At 70.0% G+C, this 25,266-nt stretch carries 28 protein-coding genes and 2 pseudogenes; 6 read left to right on the top strand and 24 right to left on the bottom strand.

Annotation, left to right across the window (positions count from 1 at the left end; translation table 11 throughout):
- The first annotated feature begins 12 nt into the window (after positions 1 to 12).
- Complete coding sequence (locus tag QR64_RS11455) at positions 13 to 630, top strand: DJ-1/PfpI family protein (protein ID WP_019289699.1); 618 nt, start codon at positions 13 to 15, stop codon at positions 628 to 630.
- Complete coding sequence (locus QR64_RS11450; protein WP_039585219.1) at positions 627 to 1,124, top strand: MarR family winged helix-turn-helix transcriptional regulator; 498 nt, start codon at positions 627 to 629, stop codon at positions 1,122 to 1,124. Before QR64_RS11455 ends, QR64_RS11450 begins: the two co-directional genes overlap by 4 nt.
- Here QR64_RS11450 and QR64_RS11445 read toward each other — a convergent pair.
- From QR64_RS11445 to QR64_RS11400, 10 genes are all read right to left on the bottom strand, one after another.
- Complete coding sequence (locus QR64_RS11445) at positions 1,091 to 1,975, bottom strand: acyl-CoA thioesterase II (protein WP_006554055.1); 885 nt, start codon at positions 1,973 to 1,975, stop codon at positions 1,091 to 1,093. The genes QR64_RS11450 and QR64_RS11445 overlap by 34 nt on opposite strands.
- A complete protein-coding gene (gene pyk / locus QR64_RS11440) occupies positions 1,972 to 3,393 on the bottom strand; it encodes a pyruvate kinase (RefSeq protein WP_006554056.1) in 1,422 nt (473 codons plus the stop codon). The genes QR64_RS11445 and pyk overlap by 4 nt, the downstream gene beginning before the upstream one ends.
- A 143-nt stretch (positions 3,394 to 3,536) precedes the next feature.
- Positions 3,537 to 4,487, bottom strand: coding sequence for a TM2 domain-containing protein (locus tag QR64_RS11435; protein WP_039585218.1), 951 nt, complete (start codon positions 4,485 to 4,487; stop codon positions 3,537 to 3,539).
- Positions 4,484 to 5,521 (bottom strand): prolipoprotein diacylglyceryl transferase, encoded by a 1,038-nt coding sequence (gene lgt / locus QR64_RS11430; protein WP_039585217.1) that lies wholly within the window; start codon positions 5,519 to 5,521, stop codon positions 4,484 to 4,486. Before lgt ends, QR64_RS11435 begins: the two co-directional genes overlap by 4 nt.
- On the bottom strand, positions 5,518 to 6,321 hold the full coding sequence (trpA, locus tag QR64_RS11425) for a tryptophan synthase subunit alpha (protein WP_006554059.1): 804 nt from the start codon (positions 6,319 to 6,321) through the stop codon (positions 5,518 to 5,520). Before trpA ends, lgt begins: the two co-directional genes overlap by 4 nt.
- Positions 6,318 to 7,580 carry a tryptophan synthase subunit beta gene (gene trpB / locus QR64_RS11420; RefSeq protein ID WP_006554060.1) on the bottom strand — a complete coding sequence of 421 codons (1,263 nt, stop codon included), beginning with the start codon at positions 7,578 to 7,580 and terminating at the stop codon, positions 6,318 to 6,320. The genes trpA and trpB overlap by 4 nt, the downstream gene beginning before the upstream one ends.
- A gap of 112 nt (positions 7,581 to 7,692) precedes the next feature.
- A complete protein-coding gene (trpC, locus tag QR64_RS11415; protein ID WP_016696041.1) occupies positions 7,693 to 8,502 on the bottom strand; it encodes an indole-3-glycerol phosphate synthase TrpC in 810 nt (269 codons plus the stop codon).
- A 91-nt stretch (positions 8,503 to 8,593) separates the two neighbouring features.
- On the bottom strand, positions 8,594 to 9,259 hold the full coding sequence (locus tag QR64_RS11410) for a TIGR02234 family membrane protein (protein ID WP_039585216.1): 666 nt from the start codon (positions 9,257 to 9,259) through the stop codon (positions 8,594 to 8,596).
- Positions 9,256 to 10,839, bottom strand: coding sequence for an anthranilate synthase component I (locus tag QR64_RS11405; protein WP_024101208.1), 1,584 nt, complete (start codon positions 10,837 to 10,839; stop codon positions 9,256 to 9,258). The genes QR64_RS11410 and QR64_RS11405 overlap by 4 nt, the downstream gene beginning before the upstream one ends.
- 44 nt (positions 10,840 to 10,883) lie before the next feature.
- Positions 10,884 to 11,672: a dioxygenase gene (locus QR64_RS11400; RefSeq protein ID WP_039585214.1), complete on the bottom strand. Its 789-nt coding sequence runs from the start codon at positions 11,670 to 11,672 to the stop codon at positions 10,884 to 10,886.
- Between the two features lie 110 nt (positions 11,673 to 11,782).
- Between QR64_RS11400 and QR64_RS11395 the strand changes: the two genes are divergently transcribed.
- Positions 11,783 to 12,268, top strand: coding sequence for a MarR family winged helix-turn-helix transcriptional regulator (locus QR64_RS11395; RefSeq protein ID WP_006554065.1), 486 nt, complete (start codon positions 11,783 to 11,785; stop codon positions 12,266 to 12,268).
- Between the two features lie 267 nt (positions 12,269 to 12,535).
- Here the strand turns inward: QR64_RS11395 and QR64_RS11390 are convergent, their stop codons facing one another.
- From QR64_RS11390 to QR64_RS11360, 7 genes and pseudogenes are all read right to left on the bottom strand, one after another.
- Entirely contained in the window at positions 12,536 to 12,715 is a 180-nt protein-coding gene (locus QR64_RS11390; protein ID WP_016935788.1) for a tautomerase family protein, read from the bottom strand.
- A gap of 56 nt (positions 12,716 to 12,771) precedes the next feature.
- Positions 12,772 to 13,224 (bottom strand): annotated as a pseudogene (locus QR64_RS25185) (cutinase family protein); the annotation flags it as partial.
- A 21-nt stretch (positions 13,225 to 13,245) separates the two neighbouring features.
- Positions 13,246 to 13,611 (bottom strand): phosphoribosyl-AMP cyclohydrolase, encoded by a 366-nt coding sequence (gene hisI, locus QR64_RS11380; protein WP_006554067.1) that lies wholly within the window; start codon positions 13,609 to 13,611, stop codon positions 13,246 to 13,248.
- Positions 13,608 to 14,381 carry an imidazole glycerol phosphate synthase subunit HisF gene (gene hisF, locus QR64_RS11375; RefSeq protein WP_006554068.1) on the bottom strand — a complete coding sequence of 258 codons (774 nt, stop codon included), beginning with the start codon at positions 14,379 to 14,381 and terminating at the stop codon, positions 13,608 to 13,610. The genes hisI and hisF overlap by 4 nt, the downstream gene beginning before the upstream one ends.
- The gene (locus QR64_RS11370; RefSeq protein WP_033097643.1) at positions 14,378 to 15,220 is read right to left on the bottom strand and encodes an inositol monophosphatase family protein; all 843 of its coding nucleotides are present in this window, start codon (positions 15,218 to 15,220) and stop codon (positions 14,378 to 14,380) included. Before QR64_RS11370 ends, hisF begins: the two co-directional genes overlap by 4 nt.
- 3 nt (positions 15,221 to 15,223) lie before the next feature.
- A complete protein-coding gene (priA, locus tag QR64_RS11365) occupies positions 15,224 to 15,958 on the bottom strand; it encodes a bifunctional 1-(5-phosphoribosyl)-5-((5-phosphoribosylamino)methylideneamino)imidazole-4-carboxamide isomerase/phosphoribosylanthranilate isomerase PriA (protein ID WP_006554069.1) in 735 nt (244 codons plus the stop codon).
- A 72-nt stretch (positions 15,959 to 16,030) separates the two neighbouring features.
- On the bottom strand, positions 16,031 to 18,310 hold the full coding sequence (locus QR64_RS11360; protein ID WP_019289705.1) for an ATP-binding cassette domain-containing protein: 2,280 nt from the start codon (positions 18,308 to 18,310) through the stop codon (positions 16,031 to 16,033).
- Between the two features lie 62 nt (positions 18,311 to 18,372).
- Between QR64_RS11360 and QR64_RS27770 the strand changes: the two are divergent.
- A pseudogene (locus QR64_RS27770) lies at positions 18,373 to 18,870 on the top strand (helix-turn-helix transcriptional regulator); the annotation flags it as partial.
- 1 nt (position 18,871) lies between these two features.
- A partial coding sequence (locus tag QR64_RS27765) for a helix-turn-helix transcriptional regulator (protein ID WP_235367101.1) occupies positions 18,872 to 19,344 on the top strand: 473 nt, incomplete at its 5' end.
- A gap of 113 nt (positions 19,345 to 19,457) precedes the next feature.
- Here the strand turns inward: QR64_RS27765 and QR64_RS11350 are convergent.
- Genes QR64_RS11350 through hisD form a run of 7 tightly spaced genes read right to left on the bottom strand, consistent with a single transcriptional unit; the run spans position 19,458 to position 24,730 of the window.
- On the bottom strand, positions 19,458 to 19,712 hold the full coding sequence (locus tag QR64_RS11350; RefSeq protein WP_006554071.1) for a hypothetical protein: 255 nt from the start codon (positions 19,710 to 19,712) through the stop codon (positions 19,458 to 19,460).
- Positions 19,709 to 20,344 (bottom strand): imidazole glycerol phosphate synthase subunit HisH, encoded by a 636-nt coding sequence (hisH, locus tag QR64_RS11345; RefSeq protein WP_006554072.1) that lies wholly within the window; start codon positions 20,342 to 20,344, stop codon positions 19,709 to 19,711. Before hisH ends, QR64_RS11350 begins: the two co-directional genes overlap by 4 nt.
- A 10-nt stretch (positions 20,345 to 20,354) precedes the next feature.
- Entirely contained in the window at positions 20,355 to 21,512 is a 1,158-nt protein-coding gene (locus tag QR64_RS11340; protein WP_039585212.1) for an MFS transporter, read from the bottom strand.
- A gap of 1 nt (position 21,513) precedes the next feature.
- Positions 21,514 to 21,669: a hypothetical protein gene (locus tag QR64_RS27175; RefSeq protein ID WP_016696019.1), complete on the bottom strand. Its 156-nt coding sequence runs from the start codon at positions 21,667 to 21,669 to the stop codon at positions 21,514 to 21,516.
- A 3-nt stretch (positions 21,670 to 21,672) separates the two neighbouring features.
- A complete protein-coding gene (gene hisB, locus QR64_RS11335; protein WP_006554074.1) occupies positions 21,673 to 22,287 on the bottom strand; it encodes an imidazoleglycerol-phosphate dehydratase HisB in 615 nt (204 codons plus the stop codon).
- Positions 22,284 to 23,411, bottom strand: coding sequence for a histidinol-phosphate transaminase (locus QR64_RS11330; RefSeq protein WP_006554075.1), 1,128 nt, complete (start codon positions 23,409 to 23,411; stop codon positions 22,284 to 22,286). The genes hisB and QR64_RS11330 overlap by 4 nt, the downstream gene beginning before the upstream one ends.
- Positions 23,408 to 24,730: a histidinol dehydrogenase gene (gene hisD, locus QR64_RS11325; RefSeq protein ID WP_006554076.1), complete on the bottom strand. Its 1,323-nt coding sequence runs from the start codon at positions 24,728 to 24,730 to the stop codon at positions 23,408 to 23,410. Before hisD ends, QR64_RS11330 begins: the two co-directional genes overlap by 4 nt.
- Before the next feature lie 121 nt (positions 24,731 to 24,851).
- Here hisD and QR64_RS11320 point away from each other — a divergent pair, with 121 nt between their 5' ends.
- Positions 24,852 to 25,235 carry a helix-turn-helix domain-containing protein gene (locus tag QR64_RS11320; protein ID WP_006554077.1) on the top strand — a complete coding sequence of 128 codons (384 nt, stop codon included), beginning with the start codon at positions 24,852 to 24,854 and terminating at the stop codon, positions 25,233 to 25,235.
- The last annotated feature ends 31 nt before the right edge of the window (positions 25,236 to 25,266 follow it).

The raw sequence follows: 25,266 nt of genomic DNA, 5'->3' as shown, positions 1-25,266 counted from the left end.
CAGCATACTGTCATGACCGAAACAGTTCACGTCGCCGTGTACGACACCCTGGCTGACTGGGAGATCGGATACGTCACGCCACATATCGCAGATCCCGAATGGCAGCGCAGCCCCGGCCGGTACCGCGTCCGTACCGTCGGAGCCACGACGGAACCGGTCACGACCAAGGGCGGACTCCGCATCCTTCCCGACGCCGTGCTCGCAGACATCACGCCGGAGGACAGCGCGATGCTGATCCTCGCGGGCAACGACATCTGGCCGACCGACGCCTACGCCCCGTTCGTCGACAAGACCCGGCAATTCCTCGACGCCGGCGTTCCGGTGGCCGCGATCTGTGGCGCGACCGGAGCGCTCGCGGCTGCCGGCCTGCTCGACGAGCGGCCGCACACGAGCAACGCTCCAGAATTCCTGCAGAGCGTCGGATACGGTGGCGCCGATCTGTACCGGGACGAACCCGCGGTCACGGACGGCGATCTCATCACCGCGAGCGGCATCGCCCCGGTCGACTTCGCCCGCGCGATCTTCACCCGGCTCGACATGTACGAACCGCGCGTCCTCGACGCTTGGTACGCCCTCTACGGCGAGCGCGACCCGCGCGGCTACTACGAGCTCATGTCCTCCGGCTCGTGACGGAGCAGAACGCGGCCGAGCAGCACCCGGCGGAGGCCGAACTGCTCAGCGCGGCCGCACTGACGGCCTTCCGGCTCAACGGCCAGTTTTTCGCGCTGGCCGAGACCCTGGCGCGTCCGGTGGGCCTGACCGCGGCCTGGTGGCAGGTCCTCGGCGCGGTCTCCTCCGCTCCGCTGCCGGTGTCCGCGATCGCCCGCGAGATGGGCATCACCCGGCAGAGCGTGCAGCGCATCGCCGATCTCCTCGTCGACAAGGGCCTGGCGGAGTACCGGCCCAATCCGGCGCACCGTCGCGCCAAGCTCGTCGCGATGACACCGACCGGTCACGACGCGATCCGTGCCATCGGCCCCGCTCACGCCGACGCCGCGCGGGCACTGTGCGAGGAGACCGGATCCGAGAACCTGGCGCGGATCGTGGAGGGCATGCGCGCGCTGTCGGCCGCCCTCGACCGATCGGCCGATCAGCTCCCCGACGGACGACGCGGCGGGAAGTGACGGATGAGCCCTTCCTGCACGACGGTCGCGACGAGTTCGCCCTCGATGGTGAAGTAGCGTCCCGTCGCCATACCACGGGAACCGGCCGCTACCGGGGATTCCGTGGCGTACAGGTGCCATTCGTCGAAGCGGAGCGGACGGTGGAACCAGATCGAATGGTTGACCGTCGCCGCCACGATCCGGTCGAGTCCCCACGACAGGCCGTGCGTGGTGAGGATCGAATCGAGGACGGTCGTGTCGGACGCGTAGGCCAGCGTGGCGACGTGGAGCAGCGGATCGTCGGGCAGTTGCCCGTCGGCGCGCATCCACACGCGGTTGTGGCCGAGCTTCTCCCCCGTTCCCCGCAACACCCAGGCGGGGTCGTTGGCGTACCGCATGTCGATCGGCTTGAGCGCGCCGACGAAATGCGGCAACTGCTCCTCGAAGCCGCGCAGGCGTTCGCCGATCGGCGGAAGCGCTTCGGGCAGGGGAACATCGGGAACGGTCACCGAGTGTTCGAGGCCTTTGCCCCACCGCTGGAAGGCGGCGAGCATGACGAACAGTTCCTGGTCGTCCTGGTAGGCGGTGACCATCCGGTTCGCGAAGTCGCGGCCGTCCCGGTGGGTGACGACGTGGTAGTCGATGGGCCGCTTGACGTCGCCGCCCCGGATGAAATGGGCGTTGATCGCGTGCACAGGACGATCACCCACGGTGCGTCCGGCCGCAATGAGCGCCTGCGCGACGAGCTGACCGCCGAAGGTGCGGCTGCCGACCTGCTCGGGATGACCACCACGGAAGACGTTCTCCTCGACCTGCTCCAGATCGAGGAGGCCGAGGAGAACGTCGAGATCCGTTGTGTCCGACAGTGTCACCGGGTGTCTTTCTCACCCAACCGGTGCACGTGGATGAGGTTGGTCGAACCCGAGCGTCCCGGAGGCGCTCCGGCGACGATCACCACGAGGTCGCCGCGCTGGTACCGGCCCAGCGACAGCAACGCCGCGTCGACCTGTTCGACCATCTGGTCGGTGGTGTCGACCGGCTCGACCGAGAAGGTCTCGGTGCCCCACGTCAGCGCCAGCTGGTTGCGGATGTGCGGGACGGGCGTGAACGCGAGCAGCGGCAGCGGGGTGTGCAACCGCGCGAGTCGTCGCACGGTGTCGCCCGACTGGGTGAACGCGACGAGCGCCTTGGCGTCGAGACGCTCGCCGATGTCGCGGGCGGCGTACGAGATGACACCGCGCTTGGTGCGCGGAACGTGCGTCAGCGCAGGCACTTCCGTCGAATCCGACTCGACGGCGGCAATAATGCGCGCCATCGTGCGGACCGTTTCGACGGGGAACTTGCCGACGGAGGTCTCACCCGAGAGCATCACGGCGTCGGTGCCGTCGAGCACGGCGTTGGCCACGTCGGAGGCCTCGGCGCGAGTGGGACGCGAGTTCTCGATCATCGATTCGAGCATCTGCGTCGCGACGATGACGGGCTTGGCGTTCTCACGTGCTATCTGGATCGCGCGCTTCTGCACGAGCGGTACTTGCTCGAGCGGAAGTTCGACGCCGAGGTCGCCGCGCGCCACCATGACCGCGTCGAAGGCGAGGACCACGGCCTCGAGATTCTCGACGGCCTCGGGCTTCTCGAGCTTGGCGATCACCGGCACGTGCCGCCCGACGCGGTCCATGACCTCGTGAACGAGTTCGACGTCGGCCGGCGACCGCACGAACGACAGGGCGATGAAGTCGACACCGAGGCGCAGTGCGAACTCGAGATCCTCGATGTCCTTCTCCGACATGGCCGGAACGGAGACGTTCATCCCCGGCAGGGAGACACCCTTGTTGTTGCTGACGGGTCCGCCCTCGATGACGCGGCAGACGACGTCGTTGCCCTCGACCGCCTCGACGACGAGACCGACCTTGCCGTCGTCGACGAGCAACCGGTCGCCGGCGACGGCGTCCTGAGCGAGTTCCTTGTAGGTGGTCGAGACGCGGTCGTGGTCTCCGACCACGTCGTCGACGGTGATGCGGACCACTTCACCGTGTTCCCACACGGTGCGGTCCTCGGCGAATCGTCCGAGCCGGATCTTCGGCCCCTGGAGATCGGCGAGGATACCGACGGCGTGCCCGGAGGCCTCCGACGCAGCGCGGACCCGGTTGTAGTGGCCCTCGTGGTCGGCGTGTTCACCGTGGCTGAAATTCAGGCGGGCGACGTCCATTCCGGCGTCGACGAGATTCCGCAGGACATCGGGGTCGGCGGTGGCCGGCCCCATAGTGCAAACGATCTTGGTGCGTCGGGTCACGCTTCGAGCCTAGCCTCCGAGCCTGCGACCCTCCATCCCAGCACCCCGGTGCGTGTCGCCGGGGTGCCGATGGGACGGAGACGTCGGGATGTCACAGGCGACGGAGACGTCGGGATGTCACAGGCGACGGAGTCGTCGGGATGTCACGGACGGAGCTGGCGTCCGTTCTTGTCGCGGACCTTGCCGGTGAGCATGAGGATGCCGTCGATCAGCGGCCAGATGCCCCCGATACCGCAGGTGAGCCAGGTGACGGCGATCTGCGCGACCGCCGTGCCCGGCTGGTCGAGGTAGAAGCGTCCGGCACCGAAGGCGCCGAGCAGGATCCCCAGCACACCTGCGGTGACCTTGCTCTTGTCGGAGTACGGCTCGCCGGTGTAGGGATCGCGTCCGAAGGGCGCTGCGGCGTCGTGACCGTACGGGTTCGACGGGTCGGGGTAGCCGTAGGCGGGCATCACCCCGTAGCCGGGCGGCGGACCGTATCCCTGTCCGCTCTGCGGAGGCGGACCGTAACCCTGCCCGCCCTGCGGAGGCGGACCGTAACCCTGCCCGCCCTGCGGAGGCGGACCGTAACCCGGCTGCTGCGTTCCCTGCGGACCGGTGTACCGGCCCTGCGACGGGTCCTGCTGCGGGGACCCGATCGGGTAGTGCGGGTCGGGTGTCCCGTAGACCGGTCCGGTGCCGGTCTCGGGCCGGCCCTGATGCTCGCCGTAGGGGTAGTCGCCCGGGGACGGATAGTCGGACTCGTGCTCGGCCGGCGGCGGGTAGCTGGGCGTGGTCCCCCAGCCCGGTCCGTTGCCGACACCCGAGTAGGTGTCCCATCCCGGTCCCGGAGTGCCGGTGGCGCCACCGAGGGAGTCGAGTGTGGGCGGTTGAGCGGACAACGAGGCCTGCGCGGTGGCGTCGTAGTCGAACGCGCGTCCGAGATCGGGCGGCGGGGTGTGCTCGCTCTCCGAGGACCGCTCCGGCGTGTCGGCGCCGGAGGCGGACTCGCTCCGCTTCGTCAGGTCGGGCTGGGCAGGCTCCGTCTTGTCGGGCTCCGGCTTGGCAGGCTCCGAATCGGATGCTCCCGAAGCTTCCGGGTCCTGTCTGGTCACGAGTGATCCCCTTTGCTGTCTCCGGACGTCGCTTCGTCGACTCTACCGGCGGCGGACGACGAGCTGTCCGACTCCGCATCCGCCGACTCCGAAGTGGGCGCGGCCTCGTCTGCGGCCGCCCCGCCCTCGTCCTGTGCGGCCGGCTCTGCGTCCGCGTTCCCGGCGACCGGATTCAGCGTCGCAGGGTCCTCGCGGCCCTTACGTGCGAGGACGAAGTAGGCGACCGCGAGCACGAATACGATGCCCGAGGTGAACGAGTTGATCCGGATACCGGCGATCTGGGTCGCCGCATCGGTGCGCATCAGCTCGATCCAGAACCGGCCCGCGCAGTACCCGGCGACGTAGAGGGCGAACAGGCGTCCGTGACCGATCGTGAACTTTCGGTCGACGAACACCAACAGCAGCACGACGGCGAGGTTCCACAGCAGCTCGTAGAGGAAGGTCGGGTGCACGACGAAGGCCACCTCGCCGGTGGACACGCCGTCGACCAGCCCGGGCGCGACCTGCCCTGCGTCGTTGCGCCGTTCGTAGATCTCGAGTCCCCACGCCACCGTGGTCTCGCGACCGTAGAGTTCCTGGTTGAACCAGTTGCCGAGGCGTCCGATGGCCTGCGCCAGCAGGATCGCCGGGGCGAGGGCGTCCCCGAAGGCCGGCAGCGGGATCCCCCGCCGACGGCACCCGATCCACGCACCGAGCGCACCGAAAGCGACCGCACCCCAGATGCCGAGGCCGCCCTCCCAGATCTTCAGGGCGTCGACCGGGTCGTTGCCGTCTCCGAAGTACTTCTGCCAGTCGGTGGCCACGTGGTAGAGCCGCCCACCGATCAGACCGAAGGGCACCGCCCACACGGCGATGTCGAGGACGGTGCCGGCCTGTCCGCCGCGTGCGACCCAGCGGCGGTCGCCCCACCAGATCGCCACGACGATCCCGACGATGATGCACAGGGCGTAGGCGCGGAGGGCGAACGGTCCGAGATACCAGACGCCCTGCGGCGGACTCGGCAGATAGGCCAGAACAGACGCAGTGGATGTCACGAGTGCACGTTAGCGGAGCGAACGCCCTTCGCGAGATCCCGAGTCAGTGCGAGCAACGCGTCGGGCCCTTCGGCGACGGCGGAGACCAGCGCCGAACCGACGATCACGCCGTCGGCGTAGCCCGCGATCTCCGCGGCCTGGGCACCGTTGCGCACACCGAGACCGACACCGACCGGGATGTCGGAGTGCGTGCGCACCCGGGCGACGATCTCCGGCGCGCGGTTGTCGACGCTGTCGCGGGCGCCGGTGACACCCATGGTCGAGGTGGCGTAGACGAAGCCGCGGCACTTGTCGAGGGTGGTCGCGAGGCGCTCGTTGGTCGACGACGGTGCGACCAGGAAGATCCTGCCGAGTCCGTACTTGTCGGCCGCGGCGATCCATTCTTCCGCCTCGTCCGGGACGAGGTCGGGCGTGATGATGCCGAGTCCACCCGCGGCCGCGAGGTCGCGCGCGAAGTTCTCGACGCCGTACTTGAGCACGAGGTTCCAGTAGGTCATCACGACCGCGGCGCCGCCGGCGGCGGTGATCGCCTCGACGGCCGGGAAGACGTCGCGGACCCGGACGCCGTTGGCGATCGCTTCGAACGCCGCGTTCTGGATGGTGGTGCCGTCCATGACCGGGTCGCTGTAGGGGATGCCGACCTCGATGAGATCGCAGCCGCCCTCGACGAGCGTCTTCATCGCCTCGACGGAGCGCTCGACGGTGGGATAGCCGACCGGCAGGTAACCGACCAGTGCGGCGCGGTTCTCGGCGCGGCAGGTCGCGAAGATCTCGGTCAGGCGTTCGTGCGGGGCGCTCACTGGGCTGCTCCTTCGGGGCCGGTCCGGTCGGCGGACTCGTCGGTCGGCAGGTAACCGAACCACTTGGCGGCGGTGTCGACGTCCTTGTCCCCGCGGCCGGAGAGGTTGACCAGGACGATGGCGCCCTTGCCGAGTTCGGGGCCGAGCTCGACGGCACCGGCGACGGCGTGGGCCGACTCGATAGCGGGGATGATGCCCTCGGTGCGGCACAGCAACGCGAAGGCCTCCATGGCCTCACTGTCGGTGACGGCGCGGTACTCGGCCCGGCCGGTGTCGGCGAGCCAGGCGTGTTCGGGGCCGACGCCGGGATAGTCGAGACCGGCGGAGATCGAATGCGATTCGATGGTCTGGCCGTCCTCGTTCTGCAACAGGTACGAGAACGCGCCGTGCAGGGCACCGTGAGTGCCGCCGCCGATGGTGGCGGCGTGCCGTCCGGTCTCCACCCCGTCCCCCCCGGCCTCGCAGCCGACGAGCTTGACGGACGGGTCGTCGATGAACGGGTGGAAGATGCCGATCGCGTTCGATCCGCCGCCGACGCAGGCGACGACGGCGTCGGGCAGGCGACCGGTGAGTTCGCGGATCTGTGCGCGGGCCTCGAGGCCGATGATGCGCTGGAAGTCGCGGACCATCGCCGGGAAGGGGTGCGGGCCGGCGGCGGTGCCGAAGCAGTAGTAGGTGTTGTCGGCGTTGGTGACCCAGTCGCGCATCGCCTCGTTGATCGCGTCCTTGAGGGTGCGCGAGCCGGTCTTGGCGGCGATGACCTCGGAGCCGAGCAGACGCATGCGCGCGACGTTGAGGGCCTGCCGTTCGGTGTCGACCTCGCCCATGTAGACGCGGCATTCGAGACCGAGCAGCGCGCATGCGGTGGCGGTGGCGACGCCGTGCTGGCCGGCGCCGGTCTCGGCGATCACGCGCGTCTTGCCCATGCGCTTGGCGAGCAGCACCTGCCCGAGCACGTTGTTGATCTTGTGCGAGCCGGTGTGGTTGAGATCCTCGCGCTTGAGGAAGATGCGCGCTCCGCCGGCGTGTTCGCTCAGGCGGGTGGCCTCGTAGACCGGGGACGGGCGGCCGGTGTAGTCGCGCTGCAGGCGGTCGAGTTCGGCCAGGAAGCCGGGATCGACGCGCTCCTTCTCGTAGGCAGCGGTGACCTCCTCGATCACCGCCATGAGCGCCTCGGGCACATAGCGGCCACCGAAGACTCCGAAATGGCCGCGGACGTCGGGTTCGTGCGCGGTCGGAGTGGCGAGGGCTTCGCTCATCGAGGGAAGCCCTCGGCCCTTGGCGGAAAGTGCGGAATCGTCTGCAGTCACGCGTCCAGTCTGCCCCACCACGCGACGCGGATCACGTGGGGGTCCGGACCGGCCGGGACGGTCAGCGTGCGGGCTTGGGGCACGACGGATGCGTGCCCACCGTCACCAGTTCGGCGACTGCCTGGCGCGGATCCCCACTGGTCACCAGTCCCTCTCCGACGAGCACCGCGTCGGCGCCGGCACCCGCGTACGCGAGCAGATCGGCCGGGCCGCGGACACCGGATTCGGCGATCTTGAGCACGTTGCTGGGCAGGCCCGGCGCGATGCGCGAGAAGGTCGTCTTGTCGACCTCGAGGGTCTTGAGGTTGCGGGCGTTGATGCCGATGACGGTGGCGCCGGCCTCGAGGGCACGGTCGGCCTCCTCCTCGGTGTGCGCCTCGACCAGCGCGGTCATGCCGAGCGACTCGACGCGGTCGATCAGCGCCGTCAGGACGGTCTGCTCGAGGGCCGCGACGATGAGGAGCACGATGTCGGCGCCGTGTGCCCGCGCCTCGTGGATCTGGTAGGGACCGACCACGAAATCCTTGCGCAGTACGGGAATACGGACAGCGCGACGGACGGCGTCGAGGTCGGCGAGGCTGCCGTGGAATCGGCGTTCCTCGGTGAGAACGCTGATGGCGCGAGCGCCTCCGGACTCGTACGCTGCTGCGAGCTCGGCGGGATCGGCGATGTCGGCGAGAGCACCCTTCGAGGGGCTGGCACGCTTCACTTCGGCGATGACCGCGATGCCCGGTTCGCGTAGCGCGGCCTTGGCGTCGATCGGTGGGGGCGCGGCTGCGGCGGCAGCCTTGACGGAGGCGAGATCGAGGGCCGCCTCACGGGCGGCGACGTCTGCTCGCACTCCTTCGAGAATCGAATCGAGAACTGTCATCGTGGCTCGAGTCCTTTCCCACCCTGCTCAATCCCGATGTGATCAAGCTCATCGGATCTGTCTAGAAGAGTAGTGAAGTGGTTTACAGCGGTCACCGGCGGGTGCCCGTATCACCCTCGCCACCGTCGTCCGTGGGATCCTCACCTGCGTCCAGTGCGTCCCACAGACCGCGTTCGGACAGGGGTTCGTCGTTCTCGGCGCGCCGGGCGGCCGCCTCGCGACGTGCTGCCGGGGCGTCGTACTTCGACGACAGTCCGGCCGCCTCGCGCGGGGTGCGCCACAGCGTCACCGCCGCGGCGAGGGCCGCGACGGCGCCGACGAGCGCGAGGACGGCGGGCAACGGATAGGTCTCGACGGCGGTCACGGTCGCGCGGTCGGGCAGCGCGGCGACACCGGCCGCGGCCTCGGGGTCTGCGTCGCCGGTGAGCAACCGGACGGCGGGGATCGCGGCGGCGACGGCGACGGCCGCGACCACGAGCGAGACGAGACGCAGCGCGAGTCCGCGCACCGCGAAGACGGCGGCGACCGCCGCGAGCAGCACGAGAGCGAGCGGGGTCAGTGCCGCCGCCCAGCGGCCACCCTCGAGGTCGTCGACGCGGTCGATCCCGAGTCCGTCGGACGAGACCGCGGTGACCCACGTCATCCGGCTCGATGCCCACAACAGGGCCGCACCGACCCCGAGCAGCAGGGCGGCGATGACGGTCGGCCGGCGCCGGCGTCCGGTAGTGGGGCCGGCGTCCGGCGTCTCCGCGGTCACCGTGCGTCACCGCCGTAGGTGGTGAGGGTGGACGCGGCGGCGACGGCGGCGAGGGCGGACATGGCCTTGTTGCGGGCCTCGGTGTCCTCGGCCTCCGGATCGGAGTCGGCGACGATGCCGGCACCCGCCTGCACGTAGGCGACGCCGTCCTTGACGAGCGCGGAGCGGATGGCGATGGCGGTGTCGGCGTCGCCCGCGAAGTCGAGATAGCCGACGATGCCGCCGTAGATGCCGCGGCGGGTGGGTTCGAGTTCCTCGATCAGTTCCATCGCGCGCACCTTCGGCGCCCCCGACAGGGTCCCGGCGGGGAAACACGCCGTGACGGCGTCGAGGGCGTGCTTGCCCTCCGCGAGTCGCCCGGTGACCGTGGAGACGAGGTGCATCACGTGGCTGTACCGCTCGATGTGGCGGTAGTCGTGCACCTCGACGGTGCCCGGCGTGCACACCCGGCCGAGGTCGTTGCGGCCGAGATCGACGAGCATGAGGTGCTCGGCGTTCTCCTTCTCGTCGTGGACGAGGTCCTTCTCGAGCAGGATGTCCTCCTCCTCGTTCGCGCCGCGCCACCGGGTCCCTGCGATGGGATGGGTGGTGGCCACCCCGTCCGAAACCGTCACGAGCGCCTCCGGGCTCGATCCGACGATCGAGAAGGCCGTCTCACCGTCCGGGCCGGGGATGTGGAGCAGAAACATGTACGGGCTGGGGTTGGACGCGCGGAGCATCCGGTAGACGTCGATCGGCTCTGCGTCGCAGTCGATCTCGAAGCGCTGCGAGAGCACCACCTGGAAGGCCTCACCGGCCTCGATGTCGCCGATCAGTTTGCGGACGTCCGTGCAGAACGACTCGGTGGTGCGCTGGCGGCGGTAGTCGGGTTCGGGCCGCGAGTAGGTCGCGACGGTGGCCGGTGCGGGCGCGGCGAGCGCCGCGGTCATCCGGTCGAGGCGGGCGACGGCGTCGTCGTAGGCTTCGTCGACGCGCTCGTCGGAGCCGTCCCAGTTCACGGCGTTGGCGATGAGCCAGATCATGCCCTCGTGGTGGTCGACGGCCGCGAGGTCGGTGGCCAGCAGCATCACCATTTCGGGGATCTGCAGATCGTCCTCGGCGAGCGTCGGCAGCTTCTCGAGATGGCGGACGACGTCGTAGCCGAGATAACCGACCATGCCGCTGGTCAGGGGCGGCAGTCCGTGGATGCGGTCGGTGTGGAGCAACTGGAGGGTCTCGCCGAGGACGTCGACGGGGTTGCCACCCGTGGGCGCGCCGGCCGGGACGTTGCCGTACCAGGCAGCGTCGCCATCGACGACGGTCAGCGCGGCCGGGCTCCCGGCGCCGATGAACGACCACCGCGACCACGACCGGCCGTTCTCCGCCGACTCGAGCAGGAAGGTTCCGGGGCGGTCGGCCGCGAGCTTGCGGTAGGCCGACAGCGGGGTCTCCGCGTCCGCGAGCACCTTGCGGGTCACCGGGACCACGCGGTGCTCGGCGGCCAGCTGGCGGAACTGCTCGCGGGTGGTCGTCGAATCGGAACGGCCGCCACCCGAAGAGTCGGTGGTGGCTGCGGGAATGGTGGTGGGCTCGCCGGACATGGGCCCCATCATCCCAGGGACCTCGTCCGGCTCTGCAGCCGCCGTCAGGCGACCTGGAACGAGCGCTTGGCCAGGCCCATCCAGAAGCCGTCGACGACCTGGTCGATGCCGTGGCCGGGGGCGTCGGAGGCACCGAGGGTGACGAACAGCGGAGCGAAGTGCTCGACCGTCGGATGCGCGTAGGGCATGCCCGGTGCGCGGTGCCGGAAGTCCAGCAGAGCGTCGACGTCGCCGCGCGCGAGTTGCTCGGCGGTCCAGTGGTCGAACTCCGACGACCAGCCCGGCGCGGCGGCCTCGGGCCGCGGGTCGCGCAGGAAGGGCAGACCGTGCGTGGTGAACCCGGACCCGATGATGAGTACGCCCTGCTCACGCAGCGGACGCAGCCGGGCGCCGAGGTGCAACAGCCGTTCCGGGTCGAGGGTGGGCAGGGAGATCTGCAGCACCGGGATGTCGGCGTCCGGGTACATGACGGTCAGCGGTACGTAGGCACCGTGGTCGAGTCCTCGGTTCAGCTGCTGCACCACCGGTTCGTCGTCGGGCATCAGTGCCGCGACCTGCCGGGCCAGTTCGGGCGCGCCGGGGCTGGTGTAGGTCACCTCGTAGAAGCGGCGCGGGAAGCCGCCGAAGTCGTACACGAGCGGGGTGCCGGTGATCGTCGACCCGATGGTCAGCGGAGCGGATTCCCAGTGCGCCGAGACCACGAGGATCGCTGTGGGTCGCGGCAGGTCGGCCGCCCAACGCTGCAGCTGCGAGACCCACAGTTCGCTGTCGACGAGCGGCGGGGCGCCGTGACTGAGGAACAGGGCGGGCGTGGTCGCGGAATCGATGGTCATGACATCCCCTCAAGTTGAAGCTTCAAGTACCATAGAGGAGAACCCGTCGCGCGGCCATTCCCATTCCCCGACCGGGTGCGACAGCGAAACCGAACGAGCGAGGAGCAGGCATGAGCAACGAGGACCCGCAGTGGCTCGATCCGGCGCAGCAGAACGCCTGGCGGGCGCTCGTCTCCGTCGTCACGCGACTGCCGGCCGCGCTCGACACCCAGATGCAGCGCGACTCCGACATGACGCACTTCGAGTACTTCGTCCTCGCGCTGCTCTCCGAGCACCCCGAGCGCAGGCTCCGTCTCAACGCCCTCGCCGCCGAGGCCAACGCGTCGCTGTCGCGGCTCTCGCACGTCGTCACCCGCCTCGAGAAGCGCGGCTGGGTGCGACGCGAACCGGTTCCGGGCAGTCGCGGTTCGTACGCAGTGCTCACCGATGCCGGCTACGACACAGTAGTCGAAGCGGCACCGAGCCACGTGAAGGCGGTGCGCAGGCTCGTGTTCGACGGCCTCGACGACAACCAGGTCCGCGCGCTCGCGCGCCTGGGCTCCGCCCTGGTCGAGCAGATCGACGAAGGTATCGCCGGCGGTATCGGCAAGGCCTGAGCCGCCGCTCGACGACCCTCCCGCGCGTGTTCGTAGGTCACGCCGATCCCGTCGTGGATCCGGATGCAGTCCTGCACCAACTCGCTGCCGTACTGCCCGATGTAGGCCTTTGCGGCACAGAAGAGTTCGTCCGCATCGGGGCTCGATGTCGCGACCGCACGCCCCTTCACCCCGTCGCCAGAAGACAGCACTCTCAATACAGAGAACACTAGTCTCATCGGATAAGAAACGGGTACGCGAGGACGGACTCGGGTGGACCGAGTCGGTTCAGCCGAGCGGAGTTCCGCCCACGCCCCAGTTCTCGCGGGGCACCTCGGTGATCGTCACCCACACCGACGACGGATTCTTGCCCGAGGCCTCGGCGTACGCGCGGGTCACTGCGGAGATCACCTCGGCCTTCTGCTCGTCGGACAGGCCCGGCGTCTGGCTGATCTGGATGAGAGGCATGCGGGCATTGTTGCAGCCCGTCGCACGACCCGCTGATCGGTCCTGCGCCGCGTCCGTCACGGTACGATCCGGACCTCCGTCGTCCGCGGATGCTCGACGAGCGCAACCATCGCATCGACGAACGGGACACCGTCGACCACCGGCGTCGAATAGTGCTGGCGCAGAGCGCAATAGCCCTCGATGCGGCCCGCGGCGCCCGTGGGATCCGACAGCGGATCGACCATGTCGCACACGGCGTCGCCGGCGGCGCACACGGTGGCCACCGGAACGTCCCCGAAGCCCGCTCGCGCCCCGCTCGGCGAGATACCGGGCAGGGCGGCGGGCACCACGACCTCCGCGCCGGTCCCGGACGTCCGCGGATCGGCGATGAGCAGACCGGAGAGATCGGCCGGTCGGTCGGAGGCGTGCGCGAGGTCGGCGAGGACGTCACCGGCCACAGCGGCGCCCTGCGAGAAACCGACGATGCGCACCGCGGCCTCAGGGCACTCCGTCTGCGCCCGCACGACCTGCCGGTGGAGTTCGGCGACCGGCTACTCGGCGATCTGCGGTGCCTCGAGTAGGACGTCGGTATCGAAGCAGGTGTGCGTGCCGGTGTGGCAGGCGGCGCCGACCTGGTCGACGACGAGCAGCACCGTGTCGCCGTCGCAGTCGAGACGCACCTCGTGCACGTACTGGGTGTGCCCGGACGTCTCGCCCTTGACCCAGTACTGCTGCCGCGACCGCGAGTAGTAGGTGGCCTTGCGGGTCGCGAGGGTGCGGGCGAGCGCCTCGTCGTCCATCCACGCCATCATCAGCACGGCGCCGGTGGCCCGCTCCTGCACGACGGCGGCGAACAGACCGTCGTCGTTGCGCTTCAGCCGGGCGGCGATCGCCGGATTCAGGATGTCGCTGCTCATCGAACCGTGATCCCTTCCGCACGCATCGCGTCCTTGACCTCGCCGATCGTCAGCTCCCGGAAGTGGAAGACGCTCGCGGCGAGCACCGCGTCGGCACCGGCCTGCACGGCGGGCGCGAAATGCTCGACGGCTCCGGCGCCCCCGGAGGCTATGACGGGCACGTGCACGGCCCCGCGCACGGCCTCGATCATCTTCAGGTCGAATCCGTTCTTCGTGCCGTCGGCGTCCATCGAGTTGAGCAGGATCTCGCCGACGCCGAGTTCCTCGCCGCGCCGGGCCCACTCGACCGCGTCGATCCCCGTACCGCGGCGGCCGCCGTGCGTGGTGACCTCCCAGCCGCTCGGCGTCGGTTCCTGACCGGCGGGCACGGTGCGCGCGTCGACCGACAGCACGATGCACTGCGAGCCGAAGCGCTCGGACATCTCGCGCAGCACCTCGGGCCGGGCGATGGCCGCGGTGTTGACCGAGACCTTGTCGGCGCCGGCACGCAGCAGCCGGTCGACGTCCTCGACGGTGCGGACGCCGCCTCCGACCGTGAGCGGGATGAACACCTGCTCGGCGGTGCGCGTGACGACGTCGAGCATGGTGCCGCGGTCGCCGCTCGACGCGGTGACGTCGAGGAAGGTCAGTTCGTCGGCACCCTGCTCGTTGTAGAGCGCGGCGAGTTCGACCGGGTCACCCGCATCGCGCAGGTTCTCGAAGTTGACACCCTTGACCACCCGCCCCGCGTCCACGTCGAGGCACGGGATGACCCGCACGGCCAGTGTCATGTTCGATCTCCTTCGGAACCCGACTGCTCGGCCACGGACCGTTCCGTCGCCGACTGCACAATCTTCAGTATCTCGCCGTGCACTCCGGGCGCTGCAGCGACCACCGATCCGGACCCGATCCGCCAGGGCCGGCCCGCGAAGTCGGTGGCGATGCCACCGGCGGCCCGCACGAGTGCGACACCAGCGGCGTTGTCCCAGGGGTGGTGGCCGAACACGACGGCACCGCCGATCGCGCCTCCCGCGGTGAACGCGAGGTCGGCACCGGTGGAGCCGTGCATCCGCAGCCGGGCGACGCGCCGGCTCAGCTCGGTGATGACGGCGAGACGCCGGGTGCCGGGCACCCGACCGCGACTGTCGATGTCGAAACTGCCGACCGCGATCATCACGTCCTCGAGCCGCGCCGGTTGCAGCGGTTCGGTGGGCTCGCCGTTCACGAGCAGCGGCCCGTCGGCGATTCCCGCGAAGCGCTGATTCGTCAGCGGCAGCCACGTGAGGCCGAGGACCGGTTCGCCGTCCTCGACGAGAGCGAGGAGGATCCCGGCCATCGGCAGCCCGGCGGAGTAGTTGATGGTGCCGTCGATCGGGTCGAGCAACCAGACGGTGCCCTCCCCCGCGGACGGGCCGCCGAACTCCTCACCGTGCACGGGGATACCGGTGCGCTCGGCGAGGGCACCGGAGATCCGCCGCTCGAGTTCGAGATCGAGGTCGGTCGCGAAGTCGTTCGGCCCCTTGTCGACGGAACGCGGCGCACCGTGCCCGGCGACGAATCGTTCCGCGACCTCGTCGAGTACACCGCTCGCGACGGCGAGCAGCCGGTTCAGGTCTGCGGGATCGGCCATGGGTCAGCGCGAGACGGCGTCGAGCGCCTCGGTCAGCGTGAATCGGCCCGCGTACAGCGCCTTTCCGATGATGGCACCTTCGACACCCTCGTCGACGAGCGTCGCGATGGCACGCAGGTCGTCGACGGTCGAGACGCCCCCGGAGGCGACGACCGGCGATTCGGTGGCCGCGCACACCTCGCGGAGCAGGTCGAGATTGGGGCCGGAGAGGGTGCCGTCCTTGGTGACGTCGGTGACGACGTAGCGCGAGCAGCCGTCGCGTTCGAGGCGTTCGAGCACCTCCCACAGGTCGCCGCCGTCGGAGACCCAGCCGCGGCCGCGCAGCCGCCACTGGCCGTCGAGGAGCTTGACGTCGAGGCCCACGGCGATGCGGTCGCCGAACTCGCCGATGACGCGCGAGCACCACTCGGGATTCTCGATCGCGGCGGTGCCGAGGTTGACGCGGGCGCAGCCGGTCGCGAGGGCGGCGGCGAGGGTCTCGTCGTCGCGGATGCCGCCCGACAGCTCGACCTTCACGTCGAGTTCGCCGATGACCTCGGCGAGGAGGGCGCGGTTGTCGCCGCGACCGAACGCCGCGTCGAGGTCGACCATGTGCACCCATTCGGCGCCGGCGTTCTGCCATTCGAGGGCGGCGTCGCGGGGCGAACCGTAGCCGGTCTCGCTGCCCGCCTCTCCCTGAACGAGGCGAACTGCTTCACCGTTGACGACGTCGACTGCGGGCAAAAGGACCAGGCTCACTGCGTACACATTAGTGCCTGTACCTGTGACATCGCCAAACGCGTGGCCGGGGCGCCGGGAAAGCGCCGTGCGTCATGCCGACCGTGCTGCGTCGAGGGCCCGGCAGGTCGGGGTCGGACGGCCGGTGTACTCGTCGACGGACCCCTCGTACAGCACGGTTCCGCCGTGCCGTCCAGGTCCCGGCCCGAGGTCGACGATGTGGTCGGCGTGCCGGATCACGTCGAGGTGGTGTTCGATGACGACGACGGTGTGCCCTCGGTCGACGAGGTCGTCGAAGACGCACAGGAGGGTGCCGACGTCCTCGGCGTGCAGGCCGGTGGTCGGCTCGTCGAGGACGTAGAGGGTCGGCGTCTTCGCTCGTCCGAGTTCCTTGGCGATCTTCACCCGTTGACACTCGCCACCGGAGAGCGTGTCGAGCGACTGTCCGAGGCGGAGGTAGTCGAGGCCCACCCCGGCGAGCGCACTCAGTCGGTGCGCGATCTCCGCGTGCGGCAGTTCCTCGATGGCGCGACCGACGGTGAGGTCGTCGACATCGGCGATCGACAGGCCGTTCACGGTGTGCCCGAGCACCTCGGCGGTGAACCGGCGGCCGTGGCAGGTGTCGCAGACGACCTCGCGTCCGTCCATGAAGGCGAGGTCGATGTACACGACACCGGCCCCCGTGCAGGTCGGGCACGCACCCGCCGAGTTCGCGCTGAACAGGCTCGCCGGCACACCGTTGTGTTCGGCGAACATCCGCCGCAGGGTGGGTGCGATGCCGGCGTAGGTGATCGGGGTGGAGCGGCGATTGGTGCTCACCGGCCGCTGGTCGACCACCGTGGCGTCGTACTGATCGACGAGTTCGGCTGCGAGACTGGACTTTCCCGAACCAGCGACCCCGGTGAACACGGTGAGCACGCCGGTGGGGATCCGCACCGTCAGGTCGCGGAGGTTGTTGCGACACGCATCGGCGATCGTGAGACGACCGGTCGCCTCGCGGGCGGGGTGACCGCGGCCGATGTCGCGCCGCAGCGATCGGCCGGTGGGAGTGTCGGCCGTTCGGAGCCGGTCGAAAGTGCCCTGGAAGACGAGGCGACCACCGGACGAGCCCGCACCGGGACCGATCTCGATCACCTGGTCGGCCCGGGCCATCACGCTCGGGTCGTGTTCGACGACGAGGACGGTGTTGCCGCTGTCGCGGAGCCGTTCGAGGAGGTCGATCATCGTCTCCACGTCGGCGGGATGCAGACCGACCGTTGGTTCGTCGACGACATAGGTCATCTCCGTCAGGCTCGACCCGAGGTGCCGGACCAACTTGATCCGTTGCGATTCGCCGCCCGAGAGCGTGGTGGTCGCCCGGGCGAGCGCGAGATAGCCGAGGCCGATCGTCACCATCGCCTCGAGACGGCCCACCAGTGCGGACACCACAGGTGCGGCGCGCGAGTCGTCGATCGTGCGCACGAATTCGAGCAGCTCGATGATCTCGAGGCGGGACAGCTCCCCGATCGTGCGGCCGCGAAGGGTGACCGCCCGCGCGGCCGCGTTCAGCCGTTCTCCGGCGCAGTCCGGGCACGTCTCGGCGCGGGTGAAACGTCGGATGACGTCCTGTTTGCGTTCGGAGAGGTTGTCGGAGGTGTGCAGGTGGATGCGCTCGAACCTCTCGACGACGCCCTCGTATCCGTCCGGCGGTTTGTGGCCCAGCGCCGCTGCGGCCTCGCCGCCGTAGAGCAGTGCCTCCCGCTCGGCGGGCTTCCACTCGCGCAGGGGTGTGTCCGCGTCGAAGGAACCGATGTCGGCGTACTGGGAGTACCAGTACCCACCGTTGCCGAAGCCGGGCACCAGGATCGCGCCCTCGGCGAGGGACCTGTCGAGATCGAGGAACCGCTCGACGGCACTGACGACGATCTCGCCGAGCCCGGAGCAGGTCGGGCACATCCCGGTGGGGTCGTTGAACGAGAAGCGGTTCGACTCCCCGAGGACGGGTGTGCCCACACGGGAATACAGCAGCCGCAGATAGGTCCAGGTGTCGGTGATGGTGCCGACCGTCGAGCGGGCGTTGCCGCCGAGGCGGCGCTGGTCGACGACGATCACCGGCGTCAGACCGTCGATGTGGTCGACGTCGGGTCGTGTCCACTTCGGCAACCGATTGCGCGTGAACGGCGGGTACGTCTCGTTGAGCTGGTAGCCGGCCTCCGCGGCGATCGTGTCGAAGACGAGCGACGACTTCCCGGAGCCGGACACCCCGACGATCACCACGAGCCGGTTGCGCGGAACGGTCAGATCGACGTCGGCCAGGTTGTGGGTGCGGACGCGACGGATCGTGATGGCGCGGCCTCGCACTGCCGCCTCGGTGGTCGTGACGGTGGTGGTCATGGATTCGACGCTACGACCGGTTGCGGCCGGATCCTGACCGCAACCGGTGGGAGGATGACGGCATGGCGGACGTCACCGAGCGGATGCTCGCGTTGTTGTCGATCCTGCAGACCGGACGCGCGATCGGCGGGGACGAGCTGGCCCGGCGGCAGCAGGTGAGCCGCCGGACGCTCCGCCGCGACGTCGACCGGCTGCGCGGCTACGGATATCCCGTCGAAACCCGCTCCGGGCCCGGCGGTTTCTACCGTCTCGCGTCGGGACGTTCGATGCCGCCGCTGGTGCTCGACGACGACGAGGCCGTCGCGGTGCTTCTGGGGCTCGGCGCTCTCGCCGCGACCGGGCCGGCCGAAGGCGGACTCGACGATGCTGCCACCCGCGCCTACGGCAAGCTCGACCAGTTCCTGCCCGCGCGGCTGCGCCCGCGGGTCGCGGCCGTCCGCAGCGCGGTGGAGACGAGTGCGCTGCAGGCGCCCAGCGTGTCGGCGGAGCTGCTCGGCTCCGTGGCGGAGGCGATCGCACGGTGTGACACGCTCACCTTCGACTACGTCGACGCGCAGGGCNGGGTCGAGCCGTACCGGCAGGTCCACCACCTGCTGCGGTGGTACCTCCTCGGATGGGACGTCGATCGCGAGGACTGGCGGGTCTTCCGCCTCGATCGTGTGCGCGACCTGCTCCGCACCGGCCGACGGTTCGCACCCCGCCGACTTCCCGCCGGGTCCGCCACGGAATACCTGCGGCAAGGACTCCGGCAGGGGCGGACACCGGTGCACCTGGACGTGGCGGCCTCGGCCACGCACGTCGCCGACGCGCTGAAGTACCAAGACGCCGAGATCCGGCCGACGGGTGACGACCGGACCGAGGTGCACCTCGCGGTCGAGTCGTGGCAGTGGCTCGTCCTCGCGCTCGCCACCCTCGACGCCGACGTCCGGATGCGCGCGGACCCGGAGATCGTCCGGGCCTGCGCGGTGTTCGCCGATCGTCTGCGCGCGGCGGCGCAGGACGCCGTCGTCCCCTCCGAGGACGGCGCGAGGTGAATCTGGGCGCGGCAGATCGATTTCGAGTTCCGCACAGCTGCGTTACGAAGCTCCTCGCGCGCCCGACCGGGGTTCGCTACCGCAACACGCCGGGCGAAATCCGGTTCGGCGCGTCAGCTTCCGGGGCGGTCGTCCTCGGCGGGACCGAAGGCGCGGCGGGCCGACCGCGTCGACACGACACCCATCGCCACGACGGCCGCCACGATGCCGACGAGTGCGACGACCAGCCCGACGACCGGCGTGGGACGGACCGCCACGACGACGATCGCGGTGACGAGCAGCACGACGGTCGCCGTGCCGACGGACATCAGGGCGTGACGGCCGAAGGAGAACTCTCCGCCCGGCCGACCGCGCCGCGGCCCGGTCACAACGAGCTGACCCAGTTCTGCAGCAACTGTGCGCCGGCGTCGCCGGACTTCTCCGGGTGGAACTGGGTGGCCGAGAGCGGACCGTTCTCGACGGCGGCGACGAACCGGCTGCCGTGCTCGGCCCAGGTCACCTTCGGCGGGGCGAGACGCTCGGGAGTGTCGAGTTCCCACTTGCGGGCGGCGTAGGTGTGGACGAAGTAGAAGCGGGTGTCGGCGTCCATGCCGGCGAAGAGCACCGAGTCGGCGGGAGCCTCGACGGTGTTCCAGCCCATGTGCGGCAGCACCGGTGCGTCCAAGCGCTCGACCGTACCGGGCCACTCGCCGCAGCCCTCGGTCTCGATGCCGTGCTCGACGCCGCGTTCGAACAGGATCTGCATGCCGACGCAGATGCCGAGCACGGGGCGTCCGCCGGCGAGGCGGGTGCCGATGATCTTGTCTCCACCGACGCTGCGCAGGCCCTTCATGCACGCGTCGAAGGCACCGACGCCGGGGACGACGAGGCCGTCGGCGGCGAGCGCGATCTTCGGGTCGGCGGTGACCTCCACATGCACGCCGGTACGGGCGACTGCCCGCGTGGCGGAGTGGAGATTGCCCGAGCCGTAGTCGAGGACGGCGACCGTGGTTGCGCTCATGATGTCGATTCTAGGTGGTGGGACGGGGACGTTCCGACGGCCCGGCCAGTCGGGCCAGCAGCGGCAGGGCCGGGACCAGGACCGCGGCCGCGGCGAACGCCGCGGGATATCCGGCCGCGGCTGCCACCGCGCCGAGGGCGAACGAACCGGCGCCGGTGCCGGCGTCGAAGCCGATGTTCCAGGCGGCGCTCGCCGAGCCGGTGTTACCGGCCCCGGCGCGACGGAACGCGACGAGCAGCGCCTCGTTCTGCACGACACCGAAGCCGAATCCGAAGGCGATCGCGGCGACGATCAGCAGCACCGCTCCCCCGCGGTCGTCGGCGACGAGCGCGAAGGGAATCATCGCCAGGCCCGCCAGGCCGAGACCGACGGGCAGCAACTTGCCGGCGCCGACCCGGTCCGCGACGGAACCTGCCGCGTACCGCCCGATCAGCGAGGACGCGCTGAGTACGGCCAACGCTGCCGCGACGGGCAGGCCAGCGACCGCGATGCGCAACAGCGAGGTGAGACCGCCGTAGGCGATCGCACCCGCACCCACCGCGACCAGCGGGAACAGGAGCACGACCGGCGGCACCCGTCGTGCCGTCCGCGACTGTTTCGCGGCCAGCCGTGGCAGACGGCTCGCGGCGAACAGACCGGTGGACGAGATGATCGCGCCGAGCACGAACATCGGCGTGGTGGAGAACCGCTCGGCGATCGCCAGCCCGGCGGGCAGACCGATCGTCTGGGACGCGGCGATGGCGATGCCGAGCATGCCGGTGGCCCGGCCGAGCAATCGCGGCGGCGCGAGTTCGCCGACGAGGGCGGCCGCCGCCACGGTGATCATGCCGAAGCCGATACCGCGCAGCGCGGAGATCCCGAGCACGGCCGCCGGGGCCATCGACACGAGGAACAGCAGCGACGGCGGCCCGAGGAACAGGCAGCCGGCCACGAGCGTCGCGCGGTGACCGAACGCGCGCAACAGTCGCGGCATCGCGAGCTGGGTGAAGACGGTGGTGAACATGAACACCGCCGTCACCGACCCGGCGAGCATGTCGCTGCCGCCGGCCTCGGCGATCGCCCACGGCACGACCGGCAGCAGCAGCGAGAAGCCGCCGAAGGCCGCAGCGGACGTCGACCACGCCGGGATCAGACCACGAACGGTGAACAGTCCTTGTTGTTCCGCCACGTCAGAGCAGCCGGAAGACGCCCGCGGCGGCGGCCAGCACGGTCAGAGCCAGCAGCACACCCGCGAACAACGTGTTGCGCGCCTTCCACATCGACCACGTTCCGCCTGCCGCGAATCCGGCCACGATGAAGCACAGGTAGGTGAGGACGACATCCATATGTCAGAGACTGCCCTTCGTCGACGGGATGCCGGTCACACGCGGGTCGGGTTCGACGGCCTCGCGCAGCGCGCGGGCGACCGCTTTGAACTCGGCCTCGGTGATGTGGTGCGGGTCGCGCCCGTAGAGCACCCGCACGTGCAGGGCGATGCGGGCGTGGAAGGCGAACGACTCGAACACGTGCCGGTTGATCACCGTCGAGTAGGGCACGCCGGGATATCCCCCGATCACCGAGTGCACCATGTAGTCGGGTTCACCGGTGAACACGCAGTAGGGACGGCCGGAGACGTCGACCGACGCGTGCGCGAGGGTCTCGTCCATCGGGATGAAGCAGTCGCCGAAGCGCCGGATGCCGCGCTTGTCGCCGAGGGCCTGACCGAAGGCCTGGCCGAGGACGATGGCGGTGTCCTCGACGGTGTGGTGGGCCTCGATCTCGATGTCGCCCTGCGCCTGCACGGTGAGATCGAACGAACCGTGCTGGCCGAGCGCGGTGAGCATGTGGTCGTAGAACGGGATCCCCGTGGAGATCTCGGTGCGGCCGGTCCCGTCGAGGTCGATCTCGACGGTGATGCTCGATTCCTTGGTGGTGCGTTCGACGCGCGCGATGCGGTCGCTCATCGGGTTTCCTCGATTTCCGTGGCCGCGAGCTTCTCGCTCACTCGCAGCAACTCGTCGTTCTCGTGGGTCAGGCCGATCGTGGTGCGCAGGTAGCCGGGGATCCCGACGTCGCGGATGAGTACACCCTCGTCGAGATACCGCTGCCAGGTGGCAGGGGCGTCCGCGAAGCGGCCGAACAGGATGAAGTTGGCGTCGGAGGGGATCACGTCGTAGCCGAACCGGGCGAGTTCGGCGGCGACGCGGTCGCGCTGGGCGGCCAGTTCCGCAACCGACGCGAGAGTTTCGGCGGCGTGCCGCAGGGCCGCACGCGCGGCGGCCTGGGTGATGACCGACAGGTGGTAGGGCAGGCGCACGAGCAGCAGCGCGTCGATCATCGCGGGGGCTGCGGCGAGATAGCCGAGCCGTCCACCGGCGAAGGCGAACGCCTTGCTCATCGTCCGCGAGACGACGATCTTCGTCGGGTACTCGTCGATCAGCGACAGAGCGCTCGGCTGCGAGGAGAACTCGACGTACGCCTCGTCGACGATCACGATGCCGGGGGCGGCGTCGAGGATCACCCGCAACTGGTCGAGCGGGATGCTGTGTCCCGTCGGGTTGTTGGGGCTGGTGACGAAGACGACGTCGGGCCGCCGCTCGCGCACGGCGGCGGCGGATGCGTCGACGTCGAGGGTGAAGTCGTCGCGCCGGTAGGTGGCCAGCCACTCGGTCTGGGTGCCGTCGGCGATGATCGGGTGCATCGAGTACGACGGCACGAAGCCCATCGACGTGCGCCCGGGGCCACCGAAGGCCTGCAGGAGCTGCTGCAGGATCTCGTTGGAACCGTTCGCGGCCCAGACGTTCTCGACGCCGAGGGGAACACCGGACGCCTTCGTCAGATAAGCGGCGAGGTCGGTGCGCAGCGCGACCGCGTCGCGGTCGGGATAGCGGTGCAGCTGCGTCGCCGCCTCACGCACGGCCTCGGCGACGTCGTCGACGAGCGCCTGCGTGGGCGGGTGCGGGTTCTCGTTGGTGTTGAGCTGGACGGGCACCGTCAGCTGCGGTGCACCGTAGGGCGACTTGCCCCGCAGGTTCTCGCGCAACGGCAGGTCGGCGAGGGTGATGCGGGAGCCGGGGATCTGGGTCACTTCAGCGCCTCGAATCGCAGACGGACGGCTTCACCGTGGGCGGGCAGGTCCTCGGCGTTCGCGAGGGTGATGACGTGACCGGAGACGTCCTTCAGGGCCGCCTCGGTGTACTCGACGACGTGGATGCCGCGCAGGAAGGTCTGCACGCTCAGGCCCGACGAGTGCCGGGCGCAGCCGGCGGTGGGCAGCACGTGGTTCGATCCGGCGCAGTAGTCGCCGAGGGAGACCGGCGCCCACGGCCCGACGAAGATCGCGCCCGCCGACCGGACACGCGCGGCGACCTCGGAGGCGTTCTCGGTCTGGATCTCGAGGTGCTCGGCGGCGTAGGCGTTGACGACCTTCAGGCCCTGCTCGATGTCGTCGACGAGGACGATGCCGGACTGGCTGCCGGACAGCGCGGTGGTGACGCGCTCGCGGTGCTCGGTGAGCTCGAGCTGCGCGGCGAGCGCGGTATCGACGGCGTCGGCGAGGTCGGTGCTGGTGGTGACGAGCACCGAGGCGGCCATGACGTCGTGCTCGGCCTGACTGATCAGGTCGGCGGCGACGTGCACCGCGTCGGCGGTGTGGTCGGCGAGGATCGCGATCTCGGTGGGACCGGCCTCGGCGTCGATGCCGACGACCGCGCGGCACAGCCGCTTGGCGGCGGTGACGTAGATGTTGCCGGGGCCGGTGATCATGTCGACCGGGGCGAGTTCGGCGCCGTCGGTGTCGGTGCCGCCGTAGGACAGTAGTGCGACACCCTGTGCGCCGCCGACGGCCCACACCTCCTCGACGCCGAGCAGGGCCGCGGCGGCGAGGATCGTCGGGTGCGGCAGTCCGCCGAAGTTCTTCTGCGGCGGCGAGGCGATGACGAGCGATTCGACGCCGGCGGCCTGCGCCGGCACGACGTTCATCACGACCGACGACGGGTAGACCGCGTTGCCACCCGGCACGTAGAGGCCGACGCGTTCGACCGGCACCCAGCGTTCGGTGACGGTACCGCCGGGGACGACCTCGGTGGTGACGTCGGTGCGGCGCTGGGCCGCGTGCACGACGCGCGTGCGCGCGATGGCCTCCTCGAGAGCGGCACGGACGGCGGGGGCGAGTTCGGCCAGCGCGCGGCCGAGTTCCGCGGCGGGAACACGTACCGAGGCGGGGCGGACCCCGTCGAACTTCTCGCAGTAGTCGAGCGCGGCCTCGGCGCCGCGATCGCGTATGTCGTCGACGACGGGACGGACCTGATGGAGCACCGCGTCCACATCCACTCCGCCGCGGGGCAGTGCGCCCCTGAGCTCCGCAGTGGTGGGAGTACGACCGCGCAGGTCGGTGCGGGCAAGCATGAGGTGTCCTCTCTCGTCGAACAGGGGTCACCTTCTACTATCTCGCATCGAGTGGTGACGTTCGAAGTCGCGCCCGCGTGAGGATGCTCTCGACACGGATCACCGTGCTTATGCTGACGGCATGGACGAGGACGAGTCGCGCCCGAGCACGTTGGGCGAATTGATCCGCCGCCAGCGTGAGCTCGCAGAACTGCCCATGCGTCAACTCGCGGCGATGGTGGGCATTTCGAATCCGTACCTGTCGCAGATCGAGCGGAACCTGCGGGCGCCGAGCGAGCGTGTGCTGCAAGCGATCGCCGAACAGTTGCACCTGTCAGCGGACACCCTCGCGACCCACGCGCAGGCCGACGACGGAGCGGAGTCCGCGGTCCTGCGGGCGATCCGCGAGGATCCCGACCTGACCAATCCCCAACGGCGTTCGCTCGAGGAGATGTACGAGGCGTTCCGCGAGGTCACCGTCGCGCGCCGTCGGCGTGGTGGAGGACGCGAACCCGACGAGAAGTGAGCATTCTCACAATCGGTACCGAGTGCGTTCG

It is taken from the genome of Rhodococcus sp. Chr-9, from assembly GCF_000801125.1.
Taxonomy (GTDB): Bacteria; Actinomycetota; Actinomycetes; order Mycobacteriales; family Mycobacteriaceae; genus Rhodococcus; species Rhodococcus pyridinivorans.
Note: the sequence above shows the minus strand (reverse complement) of the source record. Positions and strands in the feature narration are given on the sequence as shown.

Coding starts and splice junctions, on each gene's coding strand:
- QR64_RS11390 (WP_016935788.1), bottom strand. CDS start 12,715: ATGCCTCTCATCCAGATCAGCCAGACGCCGGGCCTGTCCGACGAGCAG.
- trpC (WP_016696041.1), bottom strand. CDS start 8,502: ATGACAGTTCTCGATTCGATTCTCGAAGGAGTGCGAGCAGACGTCGCC.
- hisF (WP_006554068.1), bottom strand. CDS start 14,381: ATGACACTGGCCGTGCGGGTCATCCCGTGCCTCGACGTGGACGCGGGG.
- hisD (WP_006554076.1), bottom strand. CDS start 24,730: ATGCTTGCCCGCACCGACCTGCGCGGTCGTACTCCCACCACTGCGGAG.
- QR64_RS11395 (WP_006554065.1), top strand. CDS start 11,783: ATGAGCAACGAGGACCCGCAGTGGCTCGATCCGGCGCAGCAGAACGCC.
- trpB (WP_006554060.1), bottom strand. CDS start 7,580: ATGAGCGAAGCCCTCGCCACTCCGACCGCGCACGAACCCGACGTCCGC.
- QR64_RS11455 (WP_019289699.1), top strand. CDS start 13: ATGACCGAAACAGTTCACGTCGCCGTGTACGACACCCTGGCTGACTGG.
- QR64_RS11370 (WP_033097643.1), bottom strand. CDS start 15,220: ATGGCCGATCCCGCAGACCTGAACCGGCTGCTCGCCGTCGCGAGCGGT.
- QR64_RS11360 (WP_019289705.1), bottom strand. CDS start 18,310: ATGACCACCACCGTCACGACCACCGAGGCGGCAGTGCGAGGCCGCGCC.
- QR64_RS11405 (WP_024101208.1), bottom strand. CDS start 10,839: ATGTCCGGCGAGCCCACCACCATTCCCGCAGCCACCACCGACTCTTCG.
- hisH (WP_006554072.1), bottom strand. CDS start 20,344: ATGAGCGCAACCACGGTCGCCGTCCTCGACTACGGCTCGGGCAATCTC.
- hisB (WP_006554074.1), bottom strand. CDS start 22,287: ATGAGCGACCGCATCGCGCGCGTCGAACGCACCACCAAGGAATCGAGC.
- QR64_RS27175 (WP_016696019.1), bottom strand. CDS start 21,669: ATGGATGTCGTCCTCACCTACCTGTGCTTCATCGTGGCCGGATTCGCG.
- QR64_RS11400 (WP_039585214.1), bottom strand. CDS start 11,672: ATGACCATCGATTCCGCGACCACGCCCGCCCTGTTCCTCAGTCACGGC.
- hisI (WP_006554067.1), bottom strand. CDS start 13,611: ATGAGCAGCGACATCCTGAATCCGGCGATCGCCGCCCGGCTGAAGCGC.
- QR64_RS11320 (WP_006554077.1), top strand. CDS start 24,852: ATGGACGAGGACGAGTCGCGCCCGAGCACGTTGGGCGAATTGATCCGC.